Origin of the sequence: Nocardia pseudovaccinii NBRC 100343 (genome assembly GCF_001613225.1) — a bacterium.
GTDB lineage: Bacteria > Actinomycetota > Actinomycetes > Mycobacteriales > Mycobacteriaceae > Nocardia > Nocardia pseudovaccinii.
Genome location: NZ_BDBY01000296.1, coordinates 1 through 14,650 on the forward strand (window position 1 = coordinate 1; position 14,650 = coordinate 14,650).

14 protein-coding genes are annotated in these 14,650 nt (G+C 65.6%); 7 read left to right on the top strand and 7 right to left on the bottom strand.

The window, feature by feature from the left end; translation table 11 throughout:
• Positions 1-164: 164 nt before the first annotated feature.
• The 5 genes from NP3_RS35060 to NP3_RS35080 all read left to right on the top strand — a co-directional run bounded on the left by NP3_RS35060 (position 165) and on the right by NP3_RS35080 (position 5,742).
• A complete protein-coding gene (locus tag NP3_RS35060; RefSeq protein WP_063046024.1) occupies positions 165-1,034 on the top strand; it encodes a 3-hydroxybutyryl-CoA dehydrogenase in 870 nt (289 codons plus the stop codon).
• Positions 1,035-1,378: 344 nt separating this feature from the next.
• A complete protein-coding gene (metE, locus tag NP3_RS35065) occupies positions 1,379-3,685 on the top strand; it encodes a 5-methyltetrahydropteroyltriglutamate--homocysteine S-methyltransferase (RefSeq protein ID WP_063046025.1) in 2,307 nt (768 codons plus the stop codon).
• 108 nt (positions 3,686-3,793) lie between these two features.
• Positions 3,794-4,213: a VOC family protein gene (locus NP3_RS35070; protein ID WP_040696382.1), complete on the top strand. Its 420-nt coding sequence runs from the start codon at positions 3,794-3,796 to the stop codon at positions 4,211-4,213.
• Positions 4,213-4,779, top strand: coding sequence for a TetR/AcrR family transcriptional regulator (locus NP3_RS35075; protein ID WP_063046026.1), 567 nt, complete (start codon positions 4,213-4,215; stop codon positions 4,777-4,779). The genes NP3_RS35070 and NP3_RS35075 overlap by 1 nt, the downstream gene beginning before the upstream one ends.
• A gap of 39 nt (positions 4,780-4,818) precedes the next feature.
• A complete protein-coding gene (locus NP3_RS35080; RefSeq protein ID WP_245721234.1) occupies positions 4,819-5,742 on the top strand; it encodes an LLM class flavin-dependent oxidoreductase in 924 nt (307 codons plus the stop codon).
• On the opposite strand, the gene NP3_RS35085 is transcribed toward NP3_RS35080, so the two are convergent.
• Positions 5,736-6,467 (bottom strand): ZIP family metal transporter, encoded by a 732-nt coding sequence (locus NP3_RS35085; RefSeq protein ID WP_063046036.1) that lies wholly within the window; start codon positions 6,465-6,467, stop codon positions 5,736-5,738. The genes NP3_RS35080 and NP3_RS35085 overlap by 7 nt on opposite strands.
• A 157-nt stretch (positions 6,468-6,624) precedes the next feature.
• Entirely contained in the window at positions 6,625-7,191 is a 567-nt protein-coding gene (locus NP3_RS35090) for a TetR/AcrR family transcriptional regulator (protein WP_063046028.1), read from the bottom strand.
• Positions 7,192-7,324: 133 nt separating this feature from the next.
• Between NP3_RS35090 and NP3_RS35095 the strand changes: the two genes are divergently transcribed.
• A complete protein-coding gene (locus NP3_RS35095; protein WP_063046029.1) occupies positions 7,325-8,608 on the top strand; it encodes a phthiocerol/phthiodiolone dimycocerosyl transferase family protein in 1,284 nt (427 codons plus the stop codon).
• Here NP3_RS35095 and NP3_RS35100 read toward each other — a convergent pair whose 3' ends face one another.
• Both NP3_RS35100 and NP3_RS35105 read right to left on the bottom strand, forming a co-directional pair.
• Positions 8,609-9,811: an AI-2E family transporter gene (locus NP3_RS35100; RefSeq protein WP_063046030.1), complete on the bottom strand. Its 1,203-nt coding sequence runs from the start codon at positions 9,809-9,811 to the stop codon at positions 8,609-8,611. It abuts the gene before it with no gap.
• Positions 9,812-9,857: 46 nt separating this feature from the next.
• Positions 9,858-10,910, bottom strand: a complete 1,053-nt coding sequence (locus NP3_RS35105) for an NAD(P)-dependent alcohol dehydrogenase (protein ID WP_063046031.1) — start codon at positions 10,908-10,910, stop codon at positions 9,858-9,860.
• Between the two features lie 185 nt (positions 10,911-11,095).
• On the opposite strand from NP3_RS35105, the gene NP3_RS35110 reads away from it, so the two are divergent.
• Positions 11,096-12,217 carry a S1C family serine protease gene (locus NP3_RS35110; protein ID WP_063046032.1) on the top strand — a complete coding sequence of 374 codons (1,122 nt, stop codon included), beginning with the start codon at positions 11,096-11,098 and terminating at the stop codon, positions 12,215-12,217.
• Here NP3_RS35110 and NP3_RS35115 read toward each other — a convergent pair.
• The 3 genes from NP3_RS35115 to NP3_RS35125 form a co-directional block, all read right to left on the bottom strand.
• Positions 12,214-12,780 carry a vitamin K epoxide reductase family protein gene (locus tag NP3_RS35115; protein WP_063046033.1) on the bottom strand — a complete coding sequence of 189 codons (567 nt, stop codon included), beginning with the start codon at positions 12,778-12,780 and terminating at the stop codon, positions 12,214-12,216. The two genes, NP3_RS35110 and NP3_RS35115, sit on opposite strands and share 4 nt — an antisense overlap.
• The gene (locus tag NP3_RS35120) at positions 12,777-13,568 is read right to left on the bottom strand and encodes a DsbA family protein (protein ID WP_063046034.1); all 792 of its coding nucleotides are present in this window, start codon (positions 13,566-13,568) and stop codon (positions 12,777-12,779) included. The genes NP3_RS35115 and NP3_RS35120 overlap by 4 nt, the downstream gene beginning before the upstream one ends.
• Before the next feature lie 126 nt (positions 13,569-13,694).
• Entirely contained in the window at positions 13,695-14,540 is an 846-nt protein-coding gene (locus NP3_RS35125; RefSeq protein WP_063046035.1) for a polyphosphate kinase 2 family protein, read from the bottom strand.
• Between the last annotated feature and the right edge of the window lie 110 nt (positions 14,541-14,650).

Genomic DNA, 14,650 nt, shown 5'->3' on the forward strand with positions numbered 1-14,650 from the left:
CGAACACGCCGCGCGGAGCGCGGCCATCCAACACCGCCCTCCCGGCTGAACAGCCCCAGCCGGGAGGGCATCCCTATACCTTGGACCATCGAAGGCCAGCTCGTATCCGAGCGTCCTTCGCCACCAGCCACCCGACAGCCAGACAAAACCAGCAGGAGCGGGACGTGAGCAGCGAGAAGATTCAGCGCGTCGGCATCATCGGTGCCGGACAGATGGGTGCGGGAATCGCGGAGGTGTGCGCAAGGGCGCATATCGACGTGCTCGTCTACGAACAGACTCGGGAACTAGCAGCGGCGGGCCGCGCTCGCATCCTGCGCTCGCTGGACCGTGGCGTGAGCAGCGGCAAGATCACCGAGCGCGAGCGCGAACAGGCCGCATGGCGACTGCGGTTCACCTCCGACCTCGGCGACTTCGCCGACCGCCAGCTGGTGGTCGAGGCGGTGCTCGAGGACGAGAAGGTCAAGACCGCCATCTTCGCCGAACTCGACAAGGTGGTCACCGATCCGGACGCCGTGCTGGCCTCCAACACCTCTTCCATCCCGATCATGAAGATCGCCGTCGCCACCGCCAACCCGGAGCGCGTGGTCGGCATGCACTTCTTCAACCCGGTGCCGGTGCTGCCGCTGGTCGAGCTGGTCACCACGCTGAAGACCAGCGAAGCCGTTTCCGCACGGGCCGAGGCTTTCGCAGGCGATGTGCTCGGCAAGCAGGTCGTGCGCTCGGCCGACCGCTCCGGTTTCGTGGTGAACGCGCTGCTGGTGCCGTACCTGCTCTCGGCCATCCGGATGGTCGAATCCGGCTTCGCCACCAAGGACGACGTCGACAAGGCGATGGTGCTCGGCTGTGCCCATCCGATGGGTCCGCTGGCGCTCACGGACCTGGTCGGCCTCGACACCGTGAAGTCCATTGCCGACTCCATGTACCAGGAGTTCAAGGAGCCGCTGTACTCGGCGCCGCCGCTGCTGATGCGCATGGTCGAGGCCGGTCTGCTCGGCAAGAAGACCGGCGCGGGCTTCTACCAGTACAAGGTCTGAGTTGATGCCGCGTCGCTCCTGGCTCTGACACCGCGTGGTGGTTCCCTCGGCGCTGGTTCCCTCGGCGCCCTGGCAACCACGACGGAGCCGGGCCTTACGAGCGACATTCGTGGCCCGTCTCGCGGCCGAGTGGTCGAAGTGCTTGTGACGTAGTCGCGAGTCCGGCCACTCGGCCGCAAGGCATCAGACGTCGCAAATCAGACAGAGCCGATGCTGTCCGCGGCATAGGCTGCAAGAAGGTCGGGCCGTGACCAGCGGCTCGGCTGAAATACCGAGAGCGCAGCGCTGCCGCGGGGTCTGGGTCGAGGACTTCGCGCAGGTGATCGAAAGGGAGTACCCCGCTCATGGTCAACGTCACCGACGGTTACGGATCCAGCATTCTCGGCTACCCGAGGATCGGGCCGCACCGGGAACTCAAGCGGGCCCTCGAGGGCTATTGGCGTGGTGGGGTCTCCCGCGACGAGCTGCTCGCGGTCGGGCGCGATATCCAGGAGCGGCAGTACAACGGGCTGGCCGCCACCGGTCTGACCCAGGTGCCCGGCAATACCTTCTCCTTCTACGACCACATTTTGGACAATGCGCTGCTGTTCGGTGCGGTGCCCGCGCGGTTCAAGCCCTACCAGGACGAGCTGCACCCGCTGGACTTCTACTTCCTGATGGCGCGTGGTCGTCCGGATCTGCCGCCGCTGGAGCTGGTGCGGTTCTTCGGTACGAATTACCACTACCGCCAGCCCGAACTCGATGAGAACACCGAATTCTCGCTGCACCCCGAGGCTTTGCTCGACGAATGGGATCGCGCGAAGGCCGCTGATATCGAGCTGCGTCCGGTGGTGGTGGGTCCGGTGTCGCTGCTGCTGCTGTCCAAGGCGGGCCATATCCCCGGTGAGGCAGGCGGTTTCGACACCCTCAGCCTGTTGGACAAGCTGCTGCCGGTCTACGAGGAGCTGTTCGAGATCCTCGCCAAGCGTGGGTCCACCTGTGTGCAGCTCGACGAGCCGTGCTTCACCAGTGAGCGGACTCCGCAAGAGCTGGCCGCGTTCGAGCGTGCCTACCAACGACTTTCGACCTCGGCGCTGCGGCCGCGCATGCTGGTCACCGGGCAGTACGGCGATTTCGGTGAGGCGCTGCGCATTCTGGCCGAAACCAATGTCGAGGCCATCGGATTGGATCTGGCCAGTTACCGCATCCAGCCGGAAGAGCTCGCGGAGATTCCCGGCATTCGGCGTAAGCGCCTGTACGCGGGCGTGATCAGCGGTCTCAATGTGTGGCGCGCGGATCGCTACGTGACGCTGGAATACCTGAACGAGCTGGCCGAGGTGTGTCCTGATCTCGTGGTGTCCACCGGCACGACACTGCTGCACGTGCCCTACGACGTACTCGCCGAATACGAGATCGAGGGCAATGTCGCCGACCGTCTCGCGTTCGCGCGGCAGAAGGTCGGCGAGGTGGTTTCGCTCGCCAAGGCGCTCACCGAGGGGCCCTCGGACAAGTGGCGCAAGCGGCCGACCGAGGTGCACTTCAAGCAGAAACACGCGGTGCGGCAACGGGTTTACGCGATCACGCCCGATATGCGCTCGCGCGAACCGTACGAGGTGCGCCGCGAAGCCCAGCAGCGCAAGCTGAATCTGCCGCCGGTGCCCGCGACCACGCTGGGTTCCTTCCCGCAGACGACCAGGATTCGCCAGGCCCGCTACGACCTGGGCCAGGGCAAACTGTCCTACGACGAATACCGCAAGAAGATCGAGGCCGAGATCGAGGCCACGATCCGCCTGCAGGAGGACATCGGCCTCGATGTGCTCGTGCACGGTGAGCACGAGCGCAACGACATGATCCAGTACTTCGCCGAGCTGCTCGACGGCTTCGCGACCACCCACTTCGGCTGGGTTCAGGTGTACGGATCCCGTTGTGTCCGACCGCCGATCATCTACGGCGACGTCTCGCGGCCCGCGCCGATGTCGGTCGAGTGGATCAGCTATGCCCAGTCGTTGACCGACAAGCCGGTCAAGGGCATGGTGACCGGGCCGGTCACCATGATCGCGCGTTCGTTCGTGCGCCAGGACCAGCCGCTGTTCGAGACCGCCGATCAGGTCGCGCTCGCCATTCGCGATGAGGTCGTGGATCTGGAACGGGCCGGGATCTCGATCATCCAGGTCGACGAGCCCGCCATTCGCGAGTTGCTACCCATGCGTCCGCAGGGGCGCGCCGAATATCTGCGGTGGGCGGTCGGGGCATTCCGCCTGGCCACCTCCGGTGTCGAGCCGGAGACCCAGATCCACACGCATATCGGCTATTCCGGTCGCACCGAGGTGGTCGACGCGATCGAGGAGCTCGATGCCGATGTCACCGCGATCGTGGCGACCCGCTCGATCGAATGGGTGCTGAAGGCGCTCAAGGAGGACTCCGCGTCGGGTCACGGGCTGAGTCACGGCGTCGGTCCCGGTGTCTACGAGAGCCGTTCGGCGCGGATCCCGGATATCGACGAGCTCGACGAATTGCTCACGGCCGCAGCCGAAGCCATCAGTCCGGAACGCCTGTGGGCGAATCCGGACGGCGGACTCAAGACCCGGCACTACTGGCAGCTGGAGCCCTCGCTGCGCAATATGGTCGCCGCCGCGCGCCGTGTTCGTCGGCGGGCAACGCCGACGGAGTAATACGAAGACGAAGGCCGCCGCCATATCTCGGACGTGGCGGCGGTCTTTTGCGGCTCGGGTGATGGACGCCATATCGAATCGGTACAGTACGTACCGTATCGTTGAGATATGGCTGAGCAGACATGGCCCGAGTCGTTGCCGGTGGCCCAGGTTCGAATTGCCAGGCCCACCGATCGGTTGGTAGAGGTCGTGCGGTTCTACGTCGAGGGGTTGGGACTGCGCGAGCTCTACCGATTCGAAAACCACGCGGGCTACGACGGCGTGATGCTCGGATTGCCGGGGACCGGATATCACCTGGAGTTCACCACCCACGTGGACGGCAGTCCCGGCGATGCGCCGAGCGCGGAAAACCTACTGGTGCTCTACTTTTCGACCGAAACCCAGATGTACGACGTGGCACAGCGCCTCGGTGAGTTCGGGGTGGAGCCGGTGCCCGCCGAGAATCCGTACTGGGCGGCCAACGGCGGCTTGACCTTTCCGGATCCGGACGGTTGGCGAGTCGTCCTGATGCCGCGGCCGGTGTTCTGATGCCGGGACGCACGCGCGAAGACCGCATCGACGCCGCGGTACTCGCCGCGGCGCGAGAGCTGTTGAACGAGAACGGTTATGCCGAGTTGTCCATTGGTCAGGTAGCGGCCAGAGCGGGCCTGCATCGCCCGGCGATCTACCGCCGCTGGCCCTCCAAACGCCACCTCGTTGTCGATGTCGTCGCCGATCTGCTGGGTTTGCAACCAACGCCGAACACCGGCGACCTGCGTGCCGACCTGACCATCGCCATGCGCAATCTGGTTGCCGCACTACGTGATACCTCGCTGAGCCACGTCCTACCCGCCCTGGTGGCGGATCTCGCCAACGACCCGGATCTACGCGCCCACTTCCTGGCGACGGTATTCGAACCACGCAGGCGAACCACCGCGAGTGCCCTGGAATCGGCCATCCACCGAGGCGAGATCGACCCGGGTATCGATATGGATTTCGTCCTCGACGCGGTCGCAGCCCCGATCTACTACCGCGCCCTCTTCGGCCATCTGCCGCTCACCGAACCGCTCGCCGACCAGTCGGTCGATGCCGTGTTGCGCGCGATCACGCGCTGACCGGACGGAATGGGCGGGCAGGCTGTTTGTGTTGATCTGATGACCGCTGTCAGGACACCGGAATCGGGAGCAAGCGCCATGCCCTCGGGAGAATCAGCCAGCAATGCCCTTCGGCTCGGTATCGCCCCGCATCGGTTGTGGCCCGGCAATGCCGCTGAAATCGACGACGTCGTCGAAACTGCCCGTACCGCAGAGCAATTAGGCTTCGACCACATGGTCGCCGGGAGTCATGTGCTCGCTGGTGACCTGGGTGTCACGCATGAGCCGCTGATCATGCTGTCGGCCATCGCGGGTGCTACCTCGCGCATCGGTATCGCGACCAGCGTGCTGATCCTGCCGCTGTACAACCCGGTCGTACTGGCCCATCAGACCGCGACGCTCGACCGGCTGTCGCGCGGGCGGTTCACGCTCGGCGTCGGAACCGGCTGGGACCGTGCCGAATTCGATGCGGTCGGGGTGCCGTTCGGGGAACGCGGCAAGCGCGCCGGTGAGCATCTGGAAGTGCTGTCATCGTTGTGGCGGGGTGAGTCCGAGCCGCGGATCGGTATCGCGCCGCGCACGGCCGGTGGACCGCCGGTGTGGGTCGGCGGGCAGAGCGATGCCGCGCTGCGCAGAGCCGTGCGCTTCGGCAGCGCGTGGCACGGGTCGGTCGCCGATCCCGCCGAACTGCGCCACATCCGCACGCGGCTCACCGAACTCGCCGAAGCATCCGGCATCGAGCGGCAACCGCGGCTGACTTCGGTGGCCTTCGTGGTCCCACCCGGATTCACCGCCATCAGCCGCGATCCGGGACGGCTGCTCGGCGGTGGGCAACCAACGGCCGCGAGCATTGTCGACGAACTCGGGGCCCTGCACGAAGCCGGACTCCACGCGTGCTCGATCTGGCTGCCGGTACCTGCTCCCGCATTCGCCGACGCGATGGCTTGGGTGGCTCGGGAGGTGCTGCCGGAGCTCGGTCAGTGACTGAGCGCCGCGACGACGAGCATGAATGTCGCGCCGGTGACGGTGCAGGCGAGGGTCAGGCGGGACGGGTGTACGGCGTGGGCCTCGGGGAGGATGTCGGCGGTGGCGAGGTAGAGCAGGAATCCGGCGAAGTAGCCGAGGTAGAGGCCGATGGTCCCGGCGGGCACCCGGACGAGGGTGCCGATCACCGCACCGATCACCGGGGCGATGGCATCGAGGGCGAGCAGGGTCAATGCGCGTCTGTGGGCGGAGCCGTACAGCGTCGTGATGGTGAAAGTGTTGAAGCCGTCGGCGAAGTCGTGACAGATGACGGCGATGGCGACCGCGATGCCGACGGTGGCCCCGGCTTGGAAGCCCAATCCGATGCCGAGACCGTCGAGGGTGCTGTGGAAGATCAGCCCGGCCGCCGCGACCAGCCCGACGGATTCGAAACCGTGCTTGTGTGAACCGAATTCGCCTTCATGGCCGGTGTGGATGGCAACCGCGCGCTCGATCACATGGATGGTGACGAAGCCGAAGACGGTGGCGATGAGCGCCGCGGGAACCCCGAGCACGATATCCCCCGACTGCTCCAGTGCCTCCGGCAGCAGATCGAAGAACACCACACCCAACATGACACCCGCCGCCAGCCCCAGCACCAGATGTTTGCGGTCGCCGATCCGCACCGCCACCAGCCCGCCGAGCAGCGTCGAGCACATCGATACCAGCGCAAGCAGAATCGCCATCGGTCCAGCATCTGTCACTCGTTGTCGGCGCGAAGCGATATCCGCGCAGTAAGTGCTGTTCGCGATGCTGCCGCCCACGGCACCGGCAGCCATCCGGGCGCGCCCAGCGCGATACGTCATGCGTGGCGGAGCGGGACCCGCCTGGAAGCCGCGGCGGCTATGCCCCGCCGTCAGTCGGTAGCAGGGTGGCGAGAGTGTGCAGACCTGCGGTGATGTCGGTGGCGGTCGGGGCGTTTGCGGGGTCGATCAGGTGTTGGATCAGCAGGCCGCCGATCATGGTTTGCAGGAGGGCGCCGAGTCGAGCGTCTTGCGCGGCCGGGCCGAAGAAGCCGGATAGTTCGGTGCGCGCCCGTTCCTGGGCGGAGCCCAGTTCGGCACGCAGTTCGGGGGAGTGCAGTGCCTGGGCCAGACTTTCGCCATTGGCGGTCCAGAGGGCGTGATCCTCGGTGAACGAGGTGATCAGCTGCTGTAGAAAATCTTGCAGTCGCACGGCCGGATCCGCGGCGTCGCGGGCGGGGAGCGAATCGAGAATCTGCTGGACCGCATCCGCGCTCGATTCCATCATCGCCTGGTTGAGCAGCTTGTCGCGGGTGCCGAAGTGGTAGTTGATGGCGGCCAGATTGGTGCCGGAGGCGGCCACGATATCCCGCACGGTGGTGCGCGCGTATCCGCGTTCGGCCAGGCACTGCTTGGCCGCGGCGAGCAGATCATCTCGGGTTCCCACCTTCGCACCCTATCAGCGTGGAATACATCTGTTTGTGACAAACGTTTCAAACAGGGGTTTGTGACAAGTGTTTGAAACATCTGTATGTTGAGGGACGTAGCCTGCTCCGCCACACGGAAGTACGAGACGATCAATGACCGACCAGCGACCGCTTTCTCCCTTCGAACTCATCTATTTCGGCTCCGAAACCCATCTCGGCAGCGTGCCGACCGGCGGTATGCCGCTGTTCATCGGATCCACCGTGCACGGTCTGCTGGATGCCGAGATCCTGCGCCGGGTACTCGACGAACTGGCGGCCGACCATCCACTGCTGCGCAGCAAGCCGGTGGCCGATCCCGACGGCACGCTGTACTTCCACCTGGACGACGCCTACCGGCCGCGCCTCGAATTCACCGATGGCGGTGAAGCCGAATACCTGAATCTGGTCAACGGCCCGCGGGATTGGCACGACGGCCTGTTCCGCGCGCATCTGCTCCGCGACGGTGACCGCGATCAGATCGTCCTGGTCATCCATCACGGAATCGCCGATGGCAGATCGGCATTCGCACTTCTCGCGCAGATGTGGCAGCGCTACACCGCTCATGCGACAGGAACCGCACTGCCACAGTCGGATTCCGCTCGGGAATTGCCGGAGGCCGCCGATATCCAACTCGCCGCCGTCGTCTCGGATGCGGAGGTTGCCGGGTGGCTCGACCAAGTCCGCGCCGTGGCCGCGACGATGGGTCCGGAATCGGCTCCGCGCACCTTACCGATCGACGGGAATGGCGACGATCCGCTGGGCCGGTTCGCTGTACACCGAATCGAATTGGATTCCAAGGAAACCCAGCAGCTGGTCGACGCCGCTCGCGCGCACGGACTTTCGCTCAACAGCCTGCTCGGCGGCGCCGCACTCGTCGCATTCCGCTCCCAACTCGAACCCGCGACGGGAACGCTCCCGGTATTCTGCGGCCACGCGGTGGACGTGCGATCCGAGCTGAACCTGCCCGCGCACGCGATGCTGAATTGCGCTTCCGGCGCGGGCACCTTCGCCCTCGTCGCCGAGAACGCGGGCCCGATCGAGATCGCACACGAGGTGGCCGAGGGCATGGCGGCCGCACTGAAGCAGCGGGAAGCGCCCATATTCGTACTAGCCTCGCAGCGCGTCCAGGACGAGGCGACCGCCGCGATCCTTGCGGCATCGCCGACCGTCGCCATCTCGAATATCGGTCGCCTGCAGGCACATTCGATCCCGGACGGCATCCGCCACATTCGTGACGACGTCTACGCCATGGGCCCCGGCATGCCGCCGAAGCTCACCGTCTTCACCATCGGCGGCCGCCTGACCATCCAGGTCGAGTACGACACCGCCCTGTACAGCCGCGCCCAGATGGGCAAGGTCAGCTCGGCACTGATAGGTGCGCTGCAGCGGATCGAATGATCACTCCGGTGGCCGACCGCTGCCGCTGAGGCGAATGGTCAACTGACGCGTCCACTTTCGTTGTTTCTTCGGCGGCCGCTCGGGCTTTTCGGTATCGCTGTCCGCCTCGACCTCATAGCGACGGATGTAGGCGCCCGCGAACGCCTGCACCGTCGCGGTCACCGGAATCGCCAGCAGCGCGCCGGTCGGCCCGAGTATCGCCGCACCAGCTATGACCGCGCCGAACGCGACGGCCGGATGCATGTCCAGCGTGGTCGCGGTGATTCTCGGTTGCAGGACATAGTTTTCGAACTGCTGATACACCACGATGAAGCCCAGAATCCACAGTGCGGTGGACGGACCGTGCACCAGCGCGACGAGTACCGGTAGCGCTCCGGCGAGATAGGTGCCGACGGTCGGAATGAACTGCGAGACGACGCCGACCCACAGTGCGAGGGCGAATGCGGACGGCACATCGAGGATGCGCAGTGCGGCATAGTGCGCGATCGTCGAGCACAGTGCCAGCAGTCCGCGCGAATAGATATAGCCGCCGGTCTTGTCTACGGCGATATCCCAGGCGCGCAATACATGTCGCTGGCGGTGTGGCGGCAGCAGCGAGCAGACCGCATTGCGGAAGCGCGGCCCGTCGGCGGCGAAATAGTAGGTGAACAACAGCACGCCGAGGGACTGGAAGATCGCGCCGATCGCGGCGGTGCCGACACCCCAGGCATTCCCCGCCAGCCCGACCAGATAGCGGTCGATGGTGGAACTCCACTCACCGAGGTACTTCCGCAGATCGTTGCCGGACAGATTCGTCTTGAAGGTGCGATTGACCCAGTCGACGGCCTGATCCGCGTTTTCGGGCGCGTTCTTGACCAGGGTGGTGACCTGATCGACCAGCAGGGCGCCGAGCGTCCACACGAAGGCGACGGTGCCGACGGCCAACACCAGGAACACCACCCCGGTCGCCAGCCCGCGCCGGACACCGCGTGCGGCAAGCCAATTCACCGCAGGCTCGATGGCGAAGGCCAGAAACAGCGAAACCAGCAGCACCAGCAGGAAACCCTGCAGTTTCTGCAGAACCCAGAAGCCGCATACCAACCCGGCCACCGTCGCCGCCGCGAGCAGGAACGCTCGCAACAGCCACGGCGGCGGCCCCGCGGTCACATCGGCGGTGACCACCGCTGTTTTGGCGGGCGGGGATTGCTCTTCATCCGCAGACACATCGCCAAGCTAGCGAACCGGCGACGAATCGGCGCAACGACACGGACTAGATCGTTGCGGCGTCGATCACGAACCGGTACCGCACATCACTGGCGACGACCCGGTCGTAGGCGCCATCGATCTCGTCGGCCGAGATCAGCTCGATCTCCGCGCCGATTCCGTGTTGGGCACAGAAGTTCAGCATCTCCTGGGTCTGTGCGATACCGCCGATATTCGAGCCCGCCAGCGCTCGTCGATATCCGGTCATGGTGAAAGGCTTGACGCTCAACGGGTTCTCGGGCAGGCCGAGGATCACCAGGGTGCCGTCCAGCTTCAGCAGGCGCAGGTAGTCGTTGATCGGCAGATCGGCCGAGACCGTATTGAGGATCAGATCGAAGTGGTTGCGCAGCTCGCGGAAGGTTTGCTTATCGCCGGTCGCGTAGTAGTGGTGCGCGCCGAAGCGTTTGCCGTCGTCCTGCTTGCTGAGCGAATGGCTCAGCACGGTGACCTCGGCCCCCATCGCCGCGGCGATCTTCACCCCGACGTGTCCGAGTCCACCCATGCCGATGATCGCGACCTTCGTACCCGGTCCCGCATTCCAGTGCCGCAGCGGGGAGAACAGCGTGATGCCCGCGCACAGCAGCGGCGCCGCGACATCGAGTCCGATACCCTCCGGAATCGAGAGCACGAAGTTCTCGGTCACCACGACCTGGGTCGAATAGCCGCCCATCGTGTACCCACCCGGCTGGATGGACGAGTCCACCCCGGCGTTGTAGGTCATGGTGGCCCCGTTGTCGCAGTACTGCTCCTCATTGGCCAGACAGGGGCCGCAGACGCCGCAGGAATCGACCATGCAGCCGACGCCGACCCGATCGCCGACCCGATGCTTGGTCACCTCCGGACCGACCGCGGCGACGATGCCCGCGATCTCGTGGCCGGGGACGCACGGGTATTTGGCGCCGCCCCATTCGCCGCGGGCGGTGTGGATATCGGAGTGGCAGATGCCCGCGTATTTGACATCTATCAGCACATCCCGCGGTCCGAGCTCGCGTCGCTCGATCGTGAGCTTCTCGAATTGCCCATCGGGCGCGGACATCGCATACGCAGCAGCAACGCTCATGCCTGCGCCTCGCTGGCGCTCGGCTTCGGCATGCGCGTTGCGCGCTGCGACATGATTCGCTCACTGCATTCACTCATGCGTACATGCCTACCGCCGCGGCGGAGGTTTGCCAAACGCATCGCCGAATAAAGATCTCCGGCCACAATGGAATTGGTCAAAGGCCCAGCCGGAGGCGGGAGAGCGGCATGGACGACGACGAACGGTACCGCGCGCCCGAGCGGCAGCGAGACGGTGGCGGGCGTGCGTTGGCGCTGTTCGCGGCCGTCCTGCTCGCCGTTGCCGGATTCTTCGGTTTCCGCGGTGAACTGCCCGACTGGTCGTCGTCCTCGGGTGCGGACAACTCCCCGCCCGCCCTGCTCGAGCCGCTGCCGCCGCTGGACCCGGTGGCGGTCGCTCATGCCGTCGAACCGGCGCTCGTGAATATCAGCACGTCCGCGCGGCCGTTCGGACTCGGCGCGGCCGGAACCGGAATCGTGCTGACCACCGACGGGCAGGTATTGACCAGCCATCATGTGGTCAAGGGGGCCGAAACCGTGACGGTCACCGATGTCGGCAACGGCACCGTCTACGACGCGACGGTGCTCGGCTACGACGCCGGTGCGGATATCGCGCTCCTGGAACTCACCGGCGCCACCGATCTGACGATCGCGCGCATCGGTCGCTCCGCAGAGCTGCGCATGCACGAGGATGTGCTCGCCATCGGCAATGCGGGCGGCGCGGGCGGCACGCCGACCTCGATCCAGGGCAATATCACCGATCTGAACAGCACGATCGTCGCGCTCAATGCCTCCGATCTGACCCGCAAATCGCTGACCGGGATGGTGGAGATCGCGGCGCCGGTCACCGCGGGACAGTCCGGCGGTGCGCTCGCCGATCCCGGTGGCACGGTGGTCGGCGTGATCACCGCCGCGTCCGGGGAGACCTCACGCGAGGTCGGGCACACCCCGAACGGCTATGCGGTGCCGATCGACACCGCGATGCGGGTAGTGGGCCAGATTCGTTCCGGCACGCCCACCGAAACCGTGCACATCGGGCCGACCGCGACGCTCGGCGTACTGATCTCCGATGCGAAACCGAGCGGGGCGAAGATCGATGTCGCACTGTACGGATTTCCGGGCTACTCCGCCGGGCTCGTCGAGGGCGATGTCATCACCTCGATCGACGGCCGTGACATCACCACCGCGAAGGCGCTGCGGGCCGCGATCAATGTGCACAAGCCGGATGACACCGTTGCGCTTGATGTCCTCGGCGCAGGCGGAGCGCAGCGCACGATCACCGTGGTGCTCGCGCTGGGCACACCGAACTAGACCAGCGACAGCCAGTAATCCTGGAACTTCAGGAAGATCAGCAGCAGCACCACGGCGTAGAACACCGCGACGAACGTCCACCGCCACTCGACGACGATCCGCATCGGCCCCCGCGCACCACCCCACACCTGCTCGGTGGCCACCGCGAGCAGCGGCGTGATGATCGCCCACACCACCATGCAGTACGGGCACAGTGCGCCGATCCGGTACAGGCTCTGGAAGATCAGCCAGCAGATGAAGACCGTGCCGAGCATGGTCCCCGCCCACAGTCCACCCCAGATCCAGCGTGGAAAGCGCACATTGGCGACCGCCAGCACCGCGAGGGTGACGACCACCGAGAAGCCGACGATGCCGATGATCGGATTGGGAAATCCGAATTTGGCGGCCTGTTCGGTGGCCATCACGCTGCCGCAGGACAGGATCGGGTTGATGCTGCAGGAAGGCCGGTAGTTCGGATCGGTGAACAGCTTGAACCGCTCGATGGTCAGCGTGACCGAGGCGAGCCACCCGGCCAGCCCGCCGATCAGCAACACCCAGGCGGCCCTGGAAGAGGTGTTGTTCACTTGGCCGCGGCTGCCGCGATGACCGCTGCCATCGCGTCGGGCTTGAACTGACCGTTCGACAAGGCGAGGTCCTGGCTGTTCACCTGGGTGCCGTTGACGAAGACCGTCGGTGTGGATTGGACGCCGCTGTTCAGCACATCCTTGGTCTTGGCGCCGATGTACTTGTTGTAGCTGTTGTCCTTGACGCACTGCCCGACCGAATCGGGAAGGCCTGCGCCCTTCGCGATGGTGATCAGCTGGTCATCGGTCAGACCCGCACTGCCCTCGGCGGGCTGCTGCTGGTACATGGTGGCCAACCAGCCGAGGTACTTCGACGGATCCGCCTCGGCGACGCAATACGCCGCATTGGCGGCGCGCGAGGAGTACTTCGTGGTGGAGGCCTTGTCCAGGAACGAGATGATGTTGTATTCGACGATGGCCGTGCCATTGTCGACGGCGTCCTTCAGGACCTGGGCGTTGGCGGCCTCGAAGGCCTTGCAGGCAGGGCACTGCAGGTCGGCGACGATCCGGACGGTCACCTTCGCATCCGGCTTGCCGATGCGGACCGCACCGTTGTCGGTGATGGTCGCGGTGGCGCCGTTGGGCAGCTGGCTCACGGCGGCGGCGATGGACGGGGTGGCGCCCAGATCGTTCTTGTTCGCGTTCTTCACCGCGATACCGATGCCGATCGCCGCGATGAGCCCGACCAGCACGACGGCCACACCCACCTGGATCAGGATCTTGCGGTTGCGGTCGGCGCGCTCCGCCGCCGCGAGCGGATTCGTTTTACCACCCGGTTTATTGCTCACCGTGCGTTCACCACGCCTTTCGCTTGCCTGCCGGTTACCTGCCGCCACGATGGTAGATCCGGAACTCCCCCGGGGCGTGGACGGGCACGGCCACATCATCCGTGGTCAACCTGAGAGGAACCTTGGTCAGGCTTCGGCGAGGCGGCGCCGCTGCTCCTCGACATCGAACAAGGCTGGTGGCCAGTCGAGTTTCAGCCCGTCGAGTGCATCGATCAGCAGTTCGGTGACCGCGAGGCGGGCGAACCACTTGTGGTCGGCCGGGAGCACATGCCATGGGGCGTAGTCGGTCGACGTGCGGTCCAGCATGACCTGGTAGGCCTCTTGATAGGCGGGCCAGTAGCCGCGTTCGTCGATATCGGCGGGATTGAACTTCCAGTATTTATCCGGTCGGTCCAGCCGTTCGCGTAGCCGCTTCTTCTGCACGTCGAGGGAGACGAACATGGCGACCTTCACCACTGTGGTGCCCTGGTCGACCAGTTCCCGCTCGAAGGCGTTGATCTCGGCGTAGCGCGGTTCCCAGATCTCCCGCGGCACCAGATTGTGCACCCGTACGACCAATACATCCTCGTAGTGCGAGCGGTCGAAGACGCCGAGTTGACCGGCGCGCGGCAGTGCCTTGCGGATGCGCCACAGGTAGTGGTGGCTCTTCTCCTCCTCGGTCGGAACACCGAAGGAAGCGTGGTCGACGCCCGACGGATCCACCGAACCGATGACGTGGCGGACGATGCCGCCCTTACCCGCGGTATCCATCCCCTGCAGCACCAGCAGCACGCTGCGGGTATCGCCGGAACGGCCGTTGGCGTAGAGCTTCTCCTGCAGATCCGAGAGCACGCCTGAGCGTTCGATGAGCAGCTGCTGGGCCTGCTTCTTGTCACCCTTGAATCCGGGCGTACCGGAGGCGTCGAGATCAGCGATGCGCAAGCCATCGGCCCGTAGGGCCTCGATGGGCGGCAGAGACCATTTCTTCGCCATCGATGTATCTTATTGCTGTATTCGTGGCCGCGCGGGCGCGGCGTGTTCGCGGCCCCCTTCTGTCTCGCGGCTGACCCTTTCGAGCGACCTGCAAGCAGTCGCTAGCGGCG

Bases quoted from the DNA above. Each gene is read 5' to 3' on its own strand.
- metE (WP_063046025.1), top strand. From the start codon at position 1,379: ATGGTCAACGTCACCGACGGTTACGGATCCAGCATTCTCGGCTACCCG.
- NP3_RS35070 (WP_040696382.1), top strand. From the start codon at position 3,794: ATGGCTGAGCAGACATGGCCCGAGTCGTTGCCGGTGGCCCAGGTTCGA.
- NP3_RS35075 (WP_063046026.1), top strand. From the start codon at position 4,213: ATGCCGGGACGCACGCGCGAAGACCGCATCGACGCCGCGGTACTCGCC.
- NP3_RS35080 (WP_245721234.1), top strand. From the start codon at position 4,819: ATGACCGCTGTCAGGACACCGGAATCGGGAGCAAGCGCCATGCCCTCG.
- NP3_RS35085 (WP_063046036.1), bottom strand. From the start codon at position 6,467: ATGGCGATTCTGCTTGCGCTGGTATCGATGTGCTCGACGCTGCTCGGC.
- NP3_RS35095 (WP_063046029.1), top strand. From the start codon at position 7,325: ATGACCGACCAGCGACCGCTTTCTCCCTTCGAACTCATCTATTTCGGC.
- NP3_RS35105 (WP_063046031.1), bottom strand. From the start codon at position 10,910: ATGAGCGTTGCTGCTGCGTATGCGATGTCCGCGCCCGATGGGCAATTC.
- NP3_RS35110 (WP_063046032.1), top strand. From the start codon at position 11,096: ATGGACGACGACGAACGGTACCGCGCGCCCGAGCGGCAGCGAGACGGT.
- NP3_RS35125 (WP_063046035.1), bottom strand. From the start codon at position 14,540: ATGGCGAAGAAATGGTCTCTGCCGCCCATCGAGGCCCTACGGGCCGAT.